Source organism: Arthrobacter sp. CMU6 (assembly GCF_059090205.1).
Genome location: NZ_JBNHFL010000030.1, coordinates 12,296 through 28,278, shown reverse-complemented (window position 1 = coordinate 28,278; position 15,983 = coordinate 12,296). Strand labels below are relative to the sequence as shown.

The window sequence follows — 15,983 nt, the reverse complement described above, 5'->3', positions numbered from 1 at the left end:
AGAGGCTACGGTCAGTGTCCGTCCGGCTGTGGTGGTCGTTCTGCCATGCGCCGCCCATGGCGGTTTTGGACTGCCGTGGCGGGACCGGCCCAGGTGGCCCATTCCTTGACGTCGATGGTGGGCCTTCCCAGGAAGTGGCCCTGGCCGGCGGCTACTGACAGCCGGGTCAGGACCGCAAGTTCGGCTGCAGTTTCGATTCCGACGGCGGCCAGCGACGCGCCGGTCTGCCGACCAAATTCGACAAGGTCGGCCACCAGGTACTGGCGGCTTGGATCGGCGTCGATCCCTGCAACCAGGCCGCGGCCGATCTTGATGACGTCCGGCCGTAGGGAACGGATGTGGCGCATGGAGGCAGCGTCCGTGCCGGCCTCATCCACCGCCAGCCCCATGCCGGAACGGCGCAGCGGCGTCAGGACGTCCAGCAAGGGACCCAGTTGGCCTGACTCCAGCGGGTCGGTGAGTTCCAGCATGATGCGTGACGGTCCCAGGGCAGCGTGTTCCAGGAATCCTGGCAGCCGGGGATCCAGGCATACGGCCGGTGAGAGGTTCGCTGCCACGACGAGGTGCTGCGGCAGATCCTGCGCCGCGGCCACAGCCGTTTGCAGCGCTGAGAACTCCAGGTCCGCACCCAGCCCGACGGCGGCCGCATTCTTGAACCAGGAACCTCCGCCGTCCCCGTCCTCCCACAGAAACCGCGTCAGCGCCTCCGCGCCGAGGACACCGCCCCGCCCCAGATCGTGGATGGGCTGGAACGCCGTGACCAGCATGCCACCGTGCAGGATCGCCTCGATGGCAGCCTGGCCGCGCCCGGGAACACTGATCTGTTCCTTGGCCGGCTGCCGGTGCATATCCGGCTTGTCGGGGCCTGGCTTCTTGTTGGCGCTCCGGTTCTTGGCTTGCCGGGCCAGCGAGCGCGTGAACACCAGGTGCTCATGGAGTGCCGCTTCCGGATTTCCGGGATGCGCCGCCACATGTTCCCGCAGCCGCTCCCGGACCTCGGCCCCTTCCGGATCAGTGCCGGCCAGGACCGCTTCGATGATCTCGTAGGCCTGTTCCCGCACCAGTGCCTCGGAGGCAGGTCGGTCGTCCTCGGGCCGGCCGTCGTCGTAGGGGAACCGGGTACTGTCCAATGGGCACTCCTCTGGTTCCGGGCTGCTGGCCGCTGGCTGGATTTCCTGCCTCTGGATGCATCATAAGCGCGGGTGAGCCGCCTTGACAGGTCTGTGACAGTAATTTCACGGGCCTGTAAATAACGGCACTGGCTAGACTGTGACCGTGCCGTCCACCCCTCCTCCCCCGCCCGGCCCCGGCCCCCGCCGCAGCCGGTTCGCCGAAAGACTCCTGCCCGGTGGCACCGAGCCCGATCCGCGGTTCACCCTGGCCAACGAGCGCACGTTCCTGGCATGGATCCGTACCTCCCTGGCGCTCCTCGCCGGCGGCATTGCGGTGGAGGCTTTCACCACGGACGTCTTCCCGGAGCCCGTCCGCCGCGGGCTGTCGGTCCTGCTGCTCCTGCTGGGCATGCTGCTGAGTGCGGGCTCCGCCGTCCGCTGGCTGCGGGTTGAGGCCAGCCTGCGCTCCAACCGGCCGCTGCCCCTGCCGTTGATCGGCCCGCTGCTCGCCGCCGGCTGCGCCGTCGCGGCCGCGGTGGTCATCGTTGTCATCGTCCTGGCCTGACCGTGGACAACAACCCGGCCACCGCTCCCCTGCCCGGCAACGGCCCGCTCGACGGCGACCCCGGGCTCCAGCCCGAGCGCACCGCCCTCGCGTGGGGCCGGACAGTCCTGACCCTGATTGCCGCGAGCGCGGTGTGCCTCCGCTGGATTCCGGACCAGGGGCCGTTCGTCCTGGCGATGTTCGGCCTCACCGTTGCCGCCGGGACCGTCATCTACGCCACGCAGCGGCGGCGCTACCGGCGCAGCGTGGAAGGAATCAGGTCCGGGCACCTGGCACCCGACGTGTCCGCCGTCTTCTGGACCGCCGGAGCCTGCGTTGCCCTCGGGGCACTGGGTGTCTGGCTCGTGCTGTCCTAGCTGCGAGCCTAGGCAGCCAGGGCGACCGTCCGCCGTCGGGCGGGCACAGCCGCAACCAGCAGCGCGGCGATGGCGACGGCGGCACTCAGCACCAGTCCCGGCCGGTACTGCTCCAGCATGGCGGCGGCACTCGGTGCGGCGCCGCCCTCGGAATGCCCTCCGCTGACCATGGCGGTGGTGACCGCCAGGACCAGGGCGGCGCCCACCTGGGTGCTGGTCTGGATGAGCCCGGCCGCCAGGCCCTGCTCGGAGTCCCGGATGCCCGCGGTGGCCTGGACGTTGATGGACGGGAAGGCCAGGGCAAAGCCGATGCCCAGCAGGATGATCGACGGCAGGATGTCCAGGGCGTAGTAGGGCGTGGTGCCCACCCGCAGGAAGAGGACGTAGCCGAGCCCCATGGCGGCCAGCCCGGCCAGGATCAGCCGGGTGGCGCCGAACACGTTGATCAGGCGGTCGGCGAACGGCGCGCTGGTGGCGACGATCAGTCCGGTAGGCAGCAGCGCGAGGGCCATCGCCAGCGGGCTCCAGCCCAGGGCGGACTGCAGGAAAAGCGTCACGATGAACTGGAAGCTGAGGTAGGAGCCGAACAGCCCCACCGCACTGAGGTTGGCCCGCGCCACCCAGCCCTCGCGCAGGATGCCAAAGCGGATGAGCGGGTGCCTGACCCTGTTCTCGATGACAGCGAAGGCGGCCAGCACCGCGGCAGAGATGATGAACCCGGCGATTGTTGCCACAGATCCCCAGCCCTGTTCCGGTGCGGACACCAGCGTGTAGACGAGTCCCAGCATGCCCAGCGCCAGGGTGACGGCACCCCAGATGTCGTGGCCGCTGTCCGTGGCATCGGGCGTGTCCCGCGGGATGAAGCGGTTGCCCAGGATGACCACCAGGACGGCGATCGGCACGGAGACCAGGAACGTCCAGCGCCAGCTCAGGCTGGTCATGAGGCCGCCGACGACGAGACCCAGAGAGAAGCCGCTGGCACCGAACGTGGTGAAGATGGAGAGGGCCTTGTTCCGCTCGCGGCCCTCGGCGAAGTTGGTGGTGATGATGGAGAAGCCCGTGGGCGCGGTGAACGCGGCCGCCAGACCCTTCACGAACCGCGTGGCGATGAGGATGGCAGGGTCATCCACGAGTCCGCCCAGCAGGGAGGCGGCCGCGAAGACGGAGAGGGCGATGAGGAAGATGCGGCGGCGGCCCAGGAGGTCGGCGAGCCGGCCGCCCAGGAGCAGCAGGCTGCCGTAGCCAAGCACGTACGCGGAGACTATCCACTGCAGGGAGTCCGTGCCGAGGTTCAGTTCCTGGCCGATGGACGGCAGGGCGACGCCCACCATGGACACGTCCAGCCCGTCCAAAGCCAGGACGGTGCAGACAACCATCAGCAGGAGCCACTTGGCCCGGGTCCAGCGGACGGCCGTGACGACGGGCCCGGCAGATCGTTCGAGGGCGGTAGGTGATGTCATGTCCAGAAATCTATATGACGCGTCATCCAATGACAAGGAATATGACACGGAATATTATGACGTGGACTTGAGTTCGTCCTTCGGCTAAAATCGGGGCATGGCTTCGACGACGGACCGCCTGCTGGTTGAGCAATGGCGCAGCATCCAGGACGCGTACTTCCGCACTTCGTGCGCCCTCGACCGGGCCTTGGAGGCCAAGTTCGACATTGGCCTGAACGAGTTCGAGATCCTGGACCTCGTGGCCGAGAACAGCAAGGCCTCGTGCCGGATGAAGGAACTCGGCGAGCGGACCCCCATGAGCCAGAGCGCCGTCTCCAAGGTGGTGGATCGGCTGGAGAAGGCCGGCCTGCTGACCCGCCAGTCCTGCGCGGACGACCGCCGGTCGTTGTACCTGGAACTCACGGCGGCGGGCCGGAAGCTCCACCAGGCTGCCGCCGTCGAGCACCGCGCGCTGCTCAAGGAAAACCTGGCCTGAGCTGCGGCGTTCTACTCGCTGCACCGAAGCCGGTACGGGCCGCGATTTGCCGAGCAGATAACTTCTATTCTCCGTCCCTCTCGTGACGGTGCCTCCCCTTTCGGCGCCGGGACAGGCGACGGATCAGGTCGATGGCCGCCCACAGGCCGACCACGGCAGACAGGACCACCGCCGCGTAGACAAACAGCAGCCAGGTCAGCGTGTCCAGCGGCGGTCTGCTTCTGCTGAGCAGTGCGAGACCGCCTAACATCCCGGCGGACCAGAAGAGAATTACCAGCGTCAGCGTTGCCGCCGCCGGGAAGTACGGACTTCGTATGACTTTTGGCAGGGACTTCACCTTCTGGCCGCTCTTCCTGGCTCACCCGATGCGGCCCCCAGCATGTCCACCCCTCTCCCGGCCCCGTGGCATACGGAGGAGCCCGGCTGCTGCCGGCGATTCATCCTTACCTGAATATCATGGCGTTGAATCCGGCCACGGACGAGGGCCTGGTCCATTCCCGGAAAGCCGCCGCGCTACCGCGGCGGCCGGCGTTCATTGCCACATTCCTACAAGTTAGAGCGCGCTCACGTCGCACGCAAGACTGCTGAATCACGTTCAGTCCGGGCAGCGGCGCTGGCGGGAACTCTCGAACGCCAGCCAGGGGGCAGCATCCAGCGCACCGGATTGACTACATTGGGTCTGGCCAGTTGCCAATGCCTTTCATCGCACGGTGCTTTCGTCTCGTGTCGGTCATTCCTGCAAGTTCCTCTCCATGATGAGGCGAAGTTCCTGAGAGGACACTGAGATCGGAAAAATTCTCATTGCATAGGGAACCTGCAGCCTGAATCCTAGGAGCATGGATCAACCGGATCCGTCGTCCGCTGACCTACCGCGGCGCATAGCAGAGCAAACACGGCGAGGGCGCGTGGTGCTTTTGCCGCGTGGACTGCGCTGGCAGTCCACCGTGGCGGCTGTTGCCGTCGTCACCGTGGCCCTGCTGACTGGCGGACTGCTGCTGCTGGTGACGCTCGGGTCGGCGCTCGTTTCCAGTACTGACAGCCTGCTCCGGACCAAGGTGCACGACGTAGCTGCCCTGATCCAGAGCCAAGATGCCGAAGAAGCCTCTCTGGCGCTCGCCGAGACCGTGAAGAAAGACCCAGTGGTACAGATCATCGACGAGACGGGGACGGTTGTCGGGGCGTCCGAGCCGAGGCTTCTGAAGACTCCGCTCAGTTCTCTCCGACCCGCTGCAGGCCATAGCGAAACAGACAAGGTATCGGCGCCCGATCTTTTGGGGGACACGGATGAGCGTTACGTTGTGGTGCTGGGCGTCGATGATGAAGGCACCAAGTATTGGGTTCTGGCTGGCCGGACCATTCAGCCGCAGTCAGACACGGTCCGGATTGTCACGTGGTTCTTGCTGGTTGCCATGCCGTTGCTGCTGGGTTTGGTGGGATGGTCGGTGCATTTCCTCGTGGGGCGTTCCCTGAGGCAGGTGGACACGATCCGTTCACAAGTCAGCCGCATAGACGCGGGCAAGTTAAGCCAGCGCGTCGACGTCCCGGTGACACGCGACGAGTTACAGGCCTTGGCATCCACCATGAATTTGATGCTGGACCGGATTGAAACAGCCGATCAAAGGCAGCGGCAGTTCGTCTCCGATGCCAGCCATGAATTGCGGGGTCCGCTCACGACCATCCGCACAGCTCTTGAGATTTCTACCGCCGATGCGTCCGGCGCAACCTGGCAGGGCATGCAGCCAATCCTTGCCGAAGAGACGCGACGGCTGCAGGGCCTCGTGGAGGACCTCCTGACCTTGGCCAAGGCCGACGACCAGGGAGTTGCCATCAACCACGAGGATGTGGACCTTGACGATGTGCTGGCCGCCGAACTGCGCCGGGTGAACGCCACGAGCAGACACCGGATTGTCGCTGACCTCGTTCCGGCAAAGATTGCGGGAGATCCGGTGCGGTTGAGCCAGGCCTTTCGGAACATGTTGGACAACGCCGACCGGCATGCCGCAGCGTGCGTCGCCGTGAAGCTATCCGTCACCATTGAGACGGTCGTTGTGACCATCGACGACGACGGCCCGCCCGTGCCGGTGGCCGACAGGGAAAGGATATTCGGCCGCTTCGTCCGCCTGGATGAAAGCCGGTCCCGCCATCAGGGCGGAAGTGGCCTGGGCTTGGCGATTACACGCGGCATAGTTGAGGCCCACGATGGCTACGTCATCGCAACCGAGACGCCGCAGGGCTGGTGCCGCTTCGAGGTCAATTTCCCGCCGATGGCGCGGCCGGCCCCGGCATCTCTCGCGCATGTGCCTGTCGGAACTAATCCGCGCTGAGCCTGTACCCCATGCCCCGTATCGTCCTGAGCGTGTCGAGCCCGAAAGGCTCATCGATTTTCCTGCGCAGATAGCCGACATACACCTCAACGACGTTGTCCCCGCCCCGGAATTCAGAGTCCCAAACGTTGTCGAGGATCTGGGCCTTCGACAAAACCTCGTCCGGCCGACGCATGAGGTAGTCCAGCAGACCGAATTCTCGGGCAGTCAGGGAGATGTTCTGCCCGTCCCGCGTCACCTTCCGCGTTGCCGGATCAAGCCTCAGTGAACCAACCACCAAGGTAACGGGCCGTTCCGGGGCTCCCCTGCGGATGAGTGCCCGCAGCCGTGCGACCAGCACCGGGAAGCTGAACGGTTTGGTCAGGTAGTCGTCCGCCCCCAGATCGAACGCGTCCGTTTGGTCATACTCACCGTCCTTGGCCGTTAACATGATGACCGGCACCCAGTTCTGCCGATCCCGCATCTGCTGGAGAACCGCGTACCCATGCATGCCCGGAAGCATCAGATCCAGTACAACCACGTCATACAGGTTCTCCGTGGCGGCCCATAACCCGTCGACACCGTTGTGGGCAACATCCACGACGAAGCCCGCGGCCGTCAGCCCCTGCCGTATCGTCTCAGCCAGCAGGACTTCGTCTTCCACAAGCAGGACCCGCACGGTTGGCATCCTCTCACGTGTACTGCGACAAGCATCAGTGTGCGGCTGACTGGACGAAGAGTCCAGACGCCGTGGTGACTGACTCCTGACTTACACCTGGACGGCGGAAGGGGACCGTCCGCCGTCGGAGAGCCCTGGTGCCCCGCAGGATGAGCGAGGACGTAATTGGGCGTGGTGCTCAGTGAGCGGGCGACCCCGGGCTGGCGGCATGGCCCAGGATGTGGGCCACCGGCGGGATGAACGGCTGGACCGCGAAGCCGAACCGCTGGTTGTCTTGAATGGTGAATCCGGCCGCGGTGATAGCTCCGAGCGTATCCCGGTTGGGATGGCATCCGCCGGCCAGGCGCCGCCAGGCCGGCGTGAGCAGGTCCTCGACGGCGGCCAGGACAGGGCGCTCAGAGCGGACGTGCTCGTAATAGGCCAGGGTCCCGCCCGGGCGCAGGACGCGCCGGATTTCCGCGAGCGCGGCGGCCTGGTCGGCGACGCTGCACAGCACGAGGCTGGTGACGACGGCATCCACACTGCCGTCTTCGGCCGGGATGCGCTCGGCCACGCCGGGCCTCACCGTCACCGGTACGGCGGCGGTGGCGGCCCGGTCCAGGGCGAGGCTTCTGAGGTAGTCGTCGGGCTCCAGGGCCAGAACGTGGGTGACTGCCGGCGGGTAGAGCGCAAAGGCTGATCCGTCCCCTGCGCCGACCTCGATGACCGTCCCGTGCAGGCTGGCCAGCGCCCGGCGGCGGTATTCGGTGGCGCCGCGGCGGTTCATCAGCCCGACCGCGCGCGCGTAGGCGCGGGCGAAGCGCGGATGCTGGAGGTTCTCCGGTCCGTGGCTGCCGGCCGGATCGCCTGTACTGTCCATGCCGTTCACACCTTCCGCAGCATCGCTTCCATCTCGTCGACAAGCCCGTCCACACCCGGGGAAGCGGCGATCGCCGCCCCGATCCGCTGGCTCCCGGCCCGGTACCGGCCGTCGCCCAGCACCTTCCGCACTGCGCTGCGGATGGCCTCCGGCTTGGGCCGTCCCGTTTTGAGGTTGATCCCGACGCCGGCCCAGGCCACCCGGGCGGCACCCTCCGGTTTGTCCTCGGTGTCCCCCGCCACCACGATGGGCACGCCGTTCTCCATCGCGTAGTGAAGGCCGCCGTAGCCGCCGTTGGTGATGTAGACGGAGACCTTGGGCAGGAGCTCGGCGTCCGGCAGGAATTCGGCGGCCCGGGCATTGGCCGGGAGCGGCGGCAGCGCCGACAGCGGGCGGCGGCCGGTGCTGACCACAACCGTGACGTCCTCCTCCGCAAGGCCCTCGAGCGTGGGGCCCACCAGCGCGGTGAAGTCCTCGTTGGAGACGGTCCCCTGCGTCACGTAGACCACCGGGCGGCGGCCGTCCAGCTCGCCCCACCACTCCGGCTTGGGGGTCACGGAGGCGGAGGCGGCGTGCCGGGACATGGGCCCGAAGAAGCACAGGTTGTCCGGCGCGTCCGAGCGCGGGTACTCGAACTCCTCCACGGTGAACTGGGCATAGAAGTCGGCGTTGCGGGCCCAGTCGAGGAAGAATTCACCGTTCAGGCTCACTCCGCCCAACTCGCGCATCCGCTGCTCCACCTGCCGCTGCGTGTCCTTCAGCGCCACATTGGCCACGGCCCAGTTCAGCGCCCGGTTCCGCAGGCGGGCTGCCTTTCCCTTGCCCGGCGGCAGCCCGAGCCCGAACGGGGCGCAGTCCCGGCTGGACAGGGTCAGGGGCAGGATGCCGCACGCGATGACCGGCGGGCGGCTTGCCCGGGGTTGCCGGGTGAGGATGGACGCTGCCATGAAGCTGATCTCCGCCAGGACGGCGTCCGTCGGTTCGGCGGCAATGGCCGCGGTCAACGGCAGGTATTGCCCCCGGGCGGGGTCAATGACCAGTGCCTTCACGCCGTCGCGGATCGCCTGGAGCCCGGAGGCGTCACTGTTCTCTGGCGGCGGCGCCTCCGCACCCGGCCCCAGCGGCAGGAACTCGGCCCCGATGGCATTGACCGCCTCCTCATACTTGGGGCCGGTCAGAAACCGCACCCGGTGTCCGCGGTCAATCAGGTGGCGAGCGACTCCGAGCATGGGCGAAACGTGGCCGTCGTGGGGGCCGCTGCAAACGATGACTGATGACATGCTCGGAGCTTATGGCCTGCGGCGGTCCGGGGATAGAGCGGGGGCTTTATTGGCAGACCCGGGTCAGTTGGTGGCGGACCGGCCATGGGCCAGGCCGGTGGGGAATCCGACCAGTACCGGCTCAGGTGCAGCGCAGCAGCCGTTTTCCGCGGAGGCCTGGGCTGCAGCTGTCTCGGCGGCGGGGACGTCGCAGCTGGTGCCGGCGTCGGTGGAGCAGACGCCCGTTTCGGGGAGTTCCAGGTGAACGGTGTCGGCGGCTTCCCGGTCGCCGGCGAGGGCGGCGGCGACGGACCGGACCTGCTCGTAACCGGTGGCCAGCAGGAAGGTGGGTGCCCGGCCGTAAGATTTCATGCCCACGATGTAGAAGTCCTTCTCCGGGTGCGCCAGGAGTTTTGCGCCGTGCGGGGCGACGGTGCCGCAGGAGTGGAATTCCGGGTCGATCAGCGGTCCGAGTTCCACCGGCGCCTCGACGGCGGGGTCAAGGTTGAGCCGGAGTTCGCGCAGGATGTCCAGGTCCGGGCGGAAGCCGGTGCAGGGCACGATGACGTCGGCGTCGAGTGTTCGGCCGTCAACGGCTTCGACCGTTACGCCGGAGTCCAGGTCTTTGAGGGATGCTATGCCGAAGCCGGTGTGCAGTTCGATGGTGCCGGCCTCGACGAGCCGGCGCAGGCGGGCGCCCAGCTGGCCGCGGGCAGGCAACCCGTCCGCGTCCCCGCCGCCGTAAACCTTTGCTGCGGAAGCGCCGCGGACAGCCCACAGGATCCTCGTCTCCGGTTCTTCCTTGGCGAGGCCTGCGAGGTTGATGAGAGTGTTGGCCGCGGAGTGCCCGGCCCCGACCACCAGGACCCGGCGTCCGGCGAAGGTGGCGCGGTCCCGGCCGGTGACGTCAGGCAGCGGAGCCGAGATCCGGGCGTGCGCTGCATCCTCACCGATCGCGGGCAGGCCGGAGGTGCCCAGCGGGTTGCGGGTGGGCCAGGTGCCGGAGGCGTCGATGACTGCGGCGACGGTGTGGTCGCGGGTTTCGCCGTCCGCGTGTTCGACGCGGACCACGAAGGCAGTGGAGTCGCGATTCCGGACATGGGTCTTGTCCAGGCCTGCCCGGGTGACGGCGGTGACGCGGGCACCGGTCTGCAGCCGCCAACTGATGGCCGGCAGCGCGGCCAAGGGTGCGAGGTAGTTGTCGATGAGTTCGCCGCCGTACGGCAGCGCGGTGGGGCGGGGTGATTCCCAGCCCGAGGTTTCGAGGAGGCGGACGGCGGCGGCGTCGATGTTGAACCGCCAGGGTGAGAACAGCCGGATGTGGCGCCACTGCTCAATGGCGGCACCCGCCGAGATACCGGCTTCGAGGATCAGCGGCTCCAGGCCGCGCTCGAGCAGGTGGGCTGCTGCGGCCAGGCCCACGGGGCCGGCGCCGATCACGGCGACGGGAAGGTCCTTCGCTGAATCCATGGCGTCCTCTTTACTCCGTTGTTTGCAGTTGTGGTGCGGCGGGCCCTGCCGGCCGGTGTGGGGCCGGCAGGCGCCTCGGGCTAGTTAGCAGCAGTCCTGATCGTCGTCGCAGCAGCCATTGTCGCCGCAGCATCCGTTCTTCATTCAGCTCACCCCCTCCCCTTGCAGGTATGTTTATGCAGAGGCCGGGGTCAGGGAGGCGATCAGGGCCTCCACCCGTGTCCTGATCTCGTCGCAGATGGGGCGGACGGAGTCCACGCCCTTTCCTGCGGGGTCCTCGAGAACCCAGTCCTCGTAGCGCTTGCCGGGGAAGTATGGGCATTCATCGCCGCAGCCCATGGTGATCACGACGTCGGAATCCTTCACTGCCTCGGTGGTGAGGACCTTCGGGATCTCGGCGGACATGTCGATGCCCACCTCGGCCATGGCTTCTACGGCGGACGGGTTGACCTTGTCCGCGGGCTGGGACCCTGCGGAGCGGACCTCGATCTCCCCCTTGGACAGTGTGGTGAGGAACGCGGCGGCCATCTGGGAGCGGCCGGCGTTGTGGACGCAGACGAACAGGACGGAGGGCTTGTTGGTCATGAGAGCACCTTTCGGTTGGCCGCTTCGGCGGCCGAGATGGCAGTGGCTGGGACAAGCGTCGGGTAGAGGAAGCGGACCAGGACGAAGCCTGCGGCTCCGCCGAGGAGCTGGGCCAGGATGAAGCCGGGAGCGGAGGCCGGCGCGATCCCGGCGAACGTATCGGTGATGGTCCGGGCGACGGTCACGGCGGGGTTGGCGAAGCTGGTGGAACTGGTGAACCAGTACGCCGCGGCGATGTAGCCGCCGACGGCGAACGCCACCCGGTCCGCCCTGCCGGAACGGACAGTGCCGAACACTACAAGCAGCAGCCCGACGGTGGCGATGACCTCGCCCAGCCAGAGACCGGCGCCGGAACGCTCGTGGCTCGAGAACGTGACAGGGCCGACGTCGAACATCAGGTTCGCCAGGACCGTCCCGGCCAGGCCGCCGAGGAACTGCGCGGCAACGAGGGCAAGGGCAGCCTTCGTCTCGATCATGCCCAGGGCACGCTCCACCAGGGTCACCACCGGATTGAATGATGCCGAGACCGGCTGCAGTGCCACGATCAGCGCCACCAGGGCGGCACCCGTGGCGAGGCTGTTCTGCAGCAGCTGCAGCCCGACGTCGTTCGGGGAAAGCCGGGACGCCATGATGCCGGAGCCGACGACGGCAATGACCAGGAACGCCGTTCCGGCGAACTCCGCGCCGGCCCGTCTCATCAGCACGCTCACTTCGCCTGTCCCCCGATCAGGGCAGCCAGGTTCTCCAGCGCCTCGGTTCGCGCGCGGTAGTACACCCACACACCCCGCTTCTCGCGGTCCAGCAGCCCCACGTCGTGCAGCAGTTTCAGGTGGTGGCTGATGTCGTTGAGATCGCAGACGCAGGCCTCGCCCCCCTCATGGGAGGCGACCAGGGACATCAGCCGCAGCCGCACCGGATCAGCCAGGGCCTTCAGGAGCGGGGCGATGCCGTCCGCTTCGGTGGCGGAGAGAGGTTCGCGGGTCAGCGGCGAGCAGCAGGCCACTGTTTGAACGGGGGTCAGCTCCAGAGACATAGACACATATGAATATTTACACTCATCTATATCTGAGTCAAGAACCCTCTTGCCCGATATACCCCCCGGGGGTATATTGATGGTGTTGTCAGTGAAGTGGTATGTCCAGGCAGGTGCCCCGCATCGCCGTCACAGCCGTTCAACCCCAGCACCCATATCTTCTTTCCAGAAATGGAACTGACATGTGCGGAGAAACCATGGAAGACCATACTCAGCACCGCAATCACGGCCACCATGCCAAGCCGGCGGAAGGGACTTCCCGCGGCCGGGCCTCCACGCCGGACGGGGCCTTGGCCACCGCAACCGGACACCACGGCCACCAACCCCACGCCGTTAAGGACGATGACCATGTGGTGCACAGCCACGGCCAGCACGCCGGGCACAGCACGGCCATGTTCAAGGACAGGTTCTGGCTGACCCTGGCCCTGTCGGTGCCAGTGGTGTACTTCAGCCCGATGTTCGCCCATTTGCTTGGCTACATGCCGCCTGACTTCCCCGGGTCCGTCTGGATACCGCCGGTCCTAGGAACGGTGATCTTCCTCTATGGGGGCATGCCGTTCCTCAAGGGCGGCCTGAAGGAACTTACGTCCCGGCAGCCGGGCATGATGCTGCTGATCGGCATGGCCATCAGCGTCGCCTTCACCGCCTCCTGGATCACCACCCTGGGCATCGGCGGCTTCGATCTGGACTTCTGGTGGGAGCTGGCCCTGCTGGTGGCGATCATGCTGCTGGGCCACTGGATTGAAATGCGCGCCCTCGGCTCCGCCCAAGGTGCCCTCGACGCGCTGGCCGCGCTGCTGCCGGATGAGGCCGAACGCATCACCGATGCCGGAACCGAAACCGTCAGCGTGGCGGAGTTGCGCGCCGGGGACACCGTCCTGGTCCGGTCCGGAGCGCGGATGCCCGCGGACGGCACTGTCATCGACGGGCAGGCCGAGTTCGACGAATCAATGATCACCGGTGAATCCAAGACCGTGCTCCGCTCCCCGGGCGACACCGTGGTGGCCGGCACCGTCGCCACGGACAACACGGTCCGGGTCCGGCTCACCGCGGTCGGGGACGACACGGCTCTGGCCGGGATCCAGCGCCTGGTCGCCGAGGCGCAGGCGTCCTCGTCACGGGCCCAGGCCTTGGCTGACCGGGCTGCGGCGTTCCTGTTCTACTTCGCCACCGCGGCCGGGGTCATCACCTTTATCACCTGGACCCTGTTGGGCAGCGTCCCCGACGCCGTCACCCGCACCGTTACCGTCCTGGTCATCGCCTGCCCGCACGCCCTGGGCCTGGCCATCCCGCTGGTGATCGCCATTTCCACGGAGCAGGCAGCCCGCGCCGGTGTGCTGATCAAGAACCGGATGGCACTCGAGCGCATGCGCACCATCGACGTTGTCCTGTTCGACAAGACCGGTACCCTCACCAAGGGCGAGCCCGAGCTCAAAGACGTCGCCACGGCTGACGGCATCGGCCGGGAGGAACTGCTGGCCCTGGCCGCTGCGGTAGAAGCGGACAGCGAACACCCCGTGGCCCGTGCCATCGTCCGGGCCGCCAAGGATCAGGGCGTAACGGTCCCGAGGGCCACGGGCTTCACGTCCATGACCGGCCGCGGTGTCCGGGCCACAGTGGATGGCCGCACCCTGCAGGTCGGCGGCCCGGCCCTCCTGAAGGAACTCGGCATCACCGAGCCCGAAACCCTGTCTGCTTCCACTCGGGAGTGGATGGACCGCGGGGCGGCCGTGCTCCACCTGGTGGACGGCCGGCGGGTCCTCGGTGCGGTCAGTCTCGAGGACGCAATCCGCGAGGAGTCCCGCCAGGCTGTGACGGCCCTGCAGAATCGGGGCGTCAAGGTCGCCATGATCACCGGCGACGCCCGCCAGGTCGCCGCCGCCGTCGCGGCTGAACTGAACATCGACGAGGTCTTCGCGGAAGTCCTGCCCGCCGACAAGGACAAGAAAGTCGCCGAACTCCAGGGACGCGGATTGAAGGTGGCCATGGTCGGAGACGGGGTCAACGACTCCCCGGCACTGGCCCGGGCCGAGGTGGGCATCGCCATCGGCGCCGGCACCGACGTCGCCATGGAATCAGCCGGCGTGGTCCTGGCCGGCAACGATCCCCGGGCCGTCCTGTCCATGGTGGACCTGTCCCGGGCCAGCTACCGGAAGATGTGGCAGAACCTGGTGTGGGCCACCGGCTACAACATCATTTCCGTCCCGCTTGCCGCCGGCGTGCTCGCCTTCGCCGGCGTCGTGCTCTCCCCCGCTGCCGGCGCTGTACTGATGTCGGTGTCCACGATCGTCGTCGCCCTGAACACCCAGCTGCTGCGGCGGGTGAAACTCAACCCGTCCGAAGTCCGCTGACCTCAAAGGCACCGCCGGCCACTGTATGACCCAGTCCAGCGGCCGCTAGCCTAGAACCAACACCCAACCCGCAACGAAGGAGGAAATGCCATGACTGCAGGCCCGCGCGCCGCGGCCGCGTTCCTTCGCCGTTCGGGCCTGTTTGCCGCCGTGTTGGCCATCATCGCCGGAATCTTCGGCATGCACGTCCTCACCGGCAACCACGCCATGCACTCCCCCTCCTCGGCCACCGGAGCCGCCAGCAGCCACCACTCCGAGGTGTTCGGCGAGCATGCAATGCATCACGCGGATTCCCTTGAGGTGTCGGACGCCGCTGCCGCCGAGCATGACGGGCTCCAGGCCATGGCCGGGCATTGCCCAGATTCGGGGGCGTGCAGTGGCATGCAGGCCATGACCGGGTCCTGCATTCCCCTAGCGAAAACGGCATCCCTGGCCGCACCGCCGCCGGGAACCTTCGTGCGGGGCATCAGCAACAGCACCGTCACCGCACGCGATGCCGTCCGATGGACCTTCCTTCCCGGCAGCCCGTCACCCGGTGAGCTTTCCATCAGCAGGACGTAAAAAAGGGCCCCGCCATCTTCTCCGGCGTTATTCCGTCACTCTGGGCGCGCCCTCTCCCAGATGGCTGCCAGACACACCGATGCAAATAATCCCCGTGGCGCCCCCGGCGCCAGCTGATGTTTGAAGGACCTGATTTTCCATGAGCAAGACGTTTCTGACCCTTTCCGCGGCCGCCGTCGCCGCGGCAATCACCCTGGCCGGCTGCGGCAGCGGCACCCCCGCATCTGGCGCCGACCAGGGCTCCGCGTCGGCCACCGCATCCGCTTCTGCGGCCTCCGGGAGTGCAACGGCGGTCACCGGGGAACACAACGCGGCGGACACGATGTTCGCGCAGATGATGATCCCGCACCACGCCCAGGCTGTGGAGATGAGCGATCTGATGCTCGCCAAGAAGGACATCCCGGCGGACGTCACGGCGCTGGCCCGGAAGATCAAGGCCGCCCAGGCGCCGGAAATCGAGATGATGACCGGCTGGCTCAGGAGCTGGAACGAACCCACTGAAGCGGCCCGCGGCCACGACATGTCCTCTCACGGGGCCGGGATGGGCGGCATGGGGGGCATGATGAGCGACGACGACATGAAGAAACTCGACGCCGCCCAGGGCACCGAAGCCGCAAAGCTGTTCCTGACCCAGATGACGGCCCACCACCAGGGTGCGATCATGATGGCCAAGACCGAGGAAAACGGCGGACAGAATCCCGACGCCGTTGCCCTGGCCAAGACCATCGTCACGACACAGCAGGAGGAAATCCAGGAGATGAAGGACCTGCTGGCAGCGCTCTAGCCAGATCCTTTGACGGTACCGGACCCGCCCGTGTGGCGGGGCCGGTACCGTCCGCGGTCACTGAGCAGTCGCAAAAGGACACGCGACTGAGGGCCGACGAGGCTGAGTTAGGCTCACAATATGAAGTCTCG

17 protein-coding genes are annotated in these 15,983 nt (G+C 67.2%); 7 read left to right on the top strand and 10 right to left on the bottom strand.

The features are described 5' to 3' along the window. Positions 1–11 precede the first annotated feature (11 nt). The gene (locus tag AC5RWD_RS18640; protein ID WP_494021430.1) at positions 12–1,130 is read right to left on the bottom strand and encodes an EAL domain-containing protein; all 1,119 of its coding nucleotides are present in this window, start codon (positions 1,128–1,130) and stop codon (positions 12–14) included. Between the two features lie 145 nt (positions 1,131–1,275). Between AC5RWD_RS18640 and AC5RWD_RS18635 the strand changes: the two genes are divergently transcribed. Together AC5RWD_RS18635 and AC5RWD_RS18630 are read left to right on the top strand one after the other, a co-directional pair. Beyond that, positions 1,276–1,677, top strand: a complete 402-nt coding sequence (locus tag AC5RWD_RS18635; RefSeq protein ID WP_494021429.1) for a YidH family protein — start codon at positions 1,276–1,278, stop codon at positions 1,675–1,677. 2 nt (positions 1,678–1,679) lie between these two features. After that, entirely contained in the window at positions 1,680–2,033 is a 354-nt protein-coding gene (locus AC5RWD_RS18630) for a DUF202 domain-containing protein (protein ID WP_494021428.1), read from the top strand. 8 nt (positions 2,034–2,041) lie between these two features. Here the strand turns inward: AC5RWD_RS18630 and AC5RWD_RS18625 are convergent, their stop codons facing one another. Beyond that, the gene (locus tag AC5RWD_RS18625; RefSeq protein WP_494021427.1) at positions 2,042–3,493 is read right to left on the bottom strand and encodes an MFS transporter; all 1,452 of its coding nucleotides are present in this window, start codon (positions 3,491–3,493) and stop codon (positions 2,042–2,044) included. 97 nt (positions 3,494–3,590) lie between these two features. Between AC5RWD_RS18625 and AC5RWD_RS18620 the strand changes: the two genes are divergently transcribed. Next, on the top strand, positions 3,591–3,968 hold the full coding sequence (locus tag AC5RWD_RS18620) for a MarR family winged helix-turn-helix transcriptional regulator (protein WP_494021426.1): 378 nt from the start codon (positions 3,591–3,593) through the stop codon (positions 3,966–3,968). A gap of 64 nt (positions 3,969–4,032) precedes the next feature. Here AC5RWD_RS18620 and AC5RWD_RS18615 read toward each other — a convergent pair whose 3' ends face one another. Further along, positions 4,033–4,305, bottom strand: a complete 273-nt coding sequence (locus tag AC5RWD_RS18615) for a hypothetical protein (protein ID WP_494021425.1) — start codon at positions 4,303–4,305, stop codon at positions 4,033–4,035. 499 nt (positions 4,306–4,804) lie between these two features. On the opposite strand from AC5RWD_RS18615, the gene AC5RWD_RS18610 reads away from it, so the two are divergent. Next, positions 4,805–6,292, top strand: coding sequence for a sensor histidine kinase (locus tag AC5RWD_RS18610; protein ID WP_494021424.1), 1,488 nt, complete (start codon positions 4,805–4,807; stop codon positions 6,290–6,292). On the opposite strand, the gene AC5RWD_RS18605 is transcribed toward AC5RWD_RS18610, so the two are convergent. The 7 genes from AC5RWD_RS18605 to AC5RWD_RS18575 form a co-directional block, all read right to left on the bottom strand. Further along, a complete protein-coding gene (locus AC5RWD_RS18605; RefSeq protein ID WP_494021423.1) occupies positions 6,279–6,950 on the bottom strand; it encodes a response regulator transcription factor in 672 nt (223 codons plus the stop codon). The two genes, AC5RWD_RS18610 and AC5RWD_RS18605, sit on opposite strands and share 14 nt — an antisense overlap. Positions 6,951–7,128: 178 nt before the next feature. Further along, positions 7,129–7,809, bottom strand: a complete 681-nt coding sequence (locus AC5RWD_RS18600; RefSeq protein ID WP_494021422.1) for a class I SAM-dependent methyltransferase — start codon at positions 7,807–7,809, stop codon at positions 7,129–7,131. 5 nt (positions 7,810–7,814) lie between these two features. Beyond that, on the bottom strand, positions 7,815–9,089 hold the full coding sequence (locus tag AC5RWD_RS18595; RefSeq protein WP_494021421.1) for a glycosyltransferase: 1,275 nt from the start codon (positions 9,087–9,089) through the stop codon (positions 7,815–7,817). A gap of 63 nt (positions 9,090–9,152) precedes the next feature. After that, positions 9,153–10,538, bottom strand: coding sequence for an FAD-dependent oxidoreductase (locus tag AC5RWD_RS18590; protein ID WP_494021420.1), 1,386 nt, complete (start codon positions 10,536–10,538; stop codon positions 9,153–9,155). 174 nt (positions 10,539–10,712) lie between these two features. Next, on the bottom strand, positions 10,713–11,123 hold the full coding sequence (locus tag AC5RWD_RS18585; RefSeq protein ID WP_494021419.1) for an arsenate reductase ArsC: 411 nt from the start codon (positions 11,121–11,123) through the stop codon (positions 10,713–10,715). Continuing rightward, positions 11,120–11,833 (bottom strand): aquaporin, encoded by a 714-nt coding sequence (locus AC5RWD_RS18580; protein ID WP_494021418.1) that lies wholly within the window; start codon positions 11,831–11,833, stop codon positions 11,120–11,122. Before AC5RWD_RS18580 ends, AC5RWD_RS18585 begins: the two co-directional genes overlap by 4 nt. After that, complete coding sequence (locus AC5RWD_RS18575) at positions 11,830–12,156, bottom strand: ArsR/SmtB family transcription factor (RefSeq protein WP_494021466.1); 327 nt, start codon at positions 12,154–12,156, stop codon at positions 11,830–11,832. The genes AC5RWD_RS18580 and AC5RWD_RS18575 overlap by 4 nt, the downstream gene beginning before the upstream one ends. A gap of 197 nt (positions 12,157–12,353) precedes the next feature. On the opposite strand from AC5RWD_RS18575, the gene AC5RWD_RS18570 reads away from it, so the two are divergent. From AC5RWD_RS18570 to AC5RWD_RS18560, 3 genes are all read left to right on the top strand, one after another. Next, positions 12,354–14,507 (top strand): copper-translocating P-type ATPase, encoded by a 2,154-nt coding sequence (locus tag AC5RWD_RS18570; RefSeq protein ID WP_494021417.1) that lies wholly within the window; start codon positions 12,354–12,356, stop codon positions 14,505–14,507. A 90-nt stretch (positions 14,508–14,597) separates the two neighbouring features. Then, positions 14,598–15,068, top strand: coding sequence for a hypothetical protein (locus AC5RWD_RS18565; RefSeq protein WP_494021416.1), 471 nt, complete (start codon positions 14,598–14,600; stop codon positions 15,066–15,068). Positions 15,069–15,207: 139 nt separating this feature from the next. After that, the gene (locus AC5RWD_RS18560) at positions 15,208–15,852 is read left to right on the top strand and encodes a DUF305 domain-containing protein (protein WP_494021415.1); all 645 of its coding nucleotides are present in this window, start codon (positions 15,208–15,210) and stop codon (positions 15,850–15,852) included. Positions 15,853–15,983: the final 131 nt, after the last annotated feature.

Bases quoted from the DNA above. Each gene is read 5' to 3' on its own strand.
- AC5RWD_RS18625 (WP_494021427.1), bottom strand. From the start codon at position 3,493: ATGACATCACCTACCGCCCTCGAACGATCTGCCGGGCCCGTCGTCACG.
- AC5RWD_RS18620 (WP_494021426.1), top strand. From the start codon at position 3,591: ATGGCTTCGACGACGGACCGCCTGCTGGTTGAGCAATGGCGCAGCATC.
- AC5RWD_RS18610 (WP_494021424.1), top strand. From the start codon at position 4,805: ATGGATCAACCGGATCCGTCGTCCGCTGACCTACCGCGGCGCATAGCA.
- AC5RWD_RS18600 (WP_494021422.1), bottom strand. From the start codon at position 7,809: ATGGACAGTACAGGCGATCCGGCCGGCAGCCACGGACCGGAGAACCTC.
- AC5RWD_RS18595 (WP_494021421.1), bottom strand. From the start codon at position 9,089: ATGTCATCAGTCATCGTTTGCAGCGGCCCCCACGACGGCCACGTTTCG.
- AC5RWD_RS18590 (WP_494021420.1), bottom strand. From the start codon at position 10,538: ATGGATTCAGCGAAGGACCTTCCCGTCGCCGTGATCGGCGCCGGCCCC.
- AC5RWD_RS18585 (WP_494021419.1), bottom strand. From the start codon at position 11,123: ATGACCAACAAGCCCTCCGTCCTGTTCGTCTGCGTCCACAACGCCGGC.
- AC5RWD_RS18575 (WP_494021466.1), bottom strand. From the start codon at position 12,156: ATGTCTCTGGAGCTGACCCCCGTTCAAACAGTGGCCTGCTGCTCGCCG.
- AC5RWD_RS18570 (WP_494021417.1), top strand. From the start codon at position 12,354: ATGGAAGACCATACTCAGCACCGCAATCACGGCCACCATGCCAAGCCG.
- AC5RWD_RS18565 (WP_494021416.1), top strand. From the start codon at position 14,598: ATGACTGCAGGCCCGCGCGCCGCGGCCGCGTTCCTTCGCCGTTCGGGC.
- AC5RWD_RS18560 (WP_494021415.1), top strand. From the start codon at position 15,208: ATGAGCAAGACGTTTCTGACCCTTTCCGCGGCCGCCGTCGCCGCGGCA.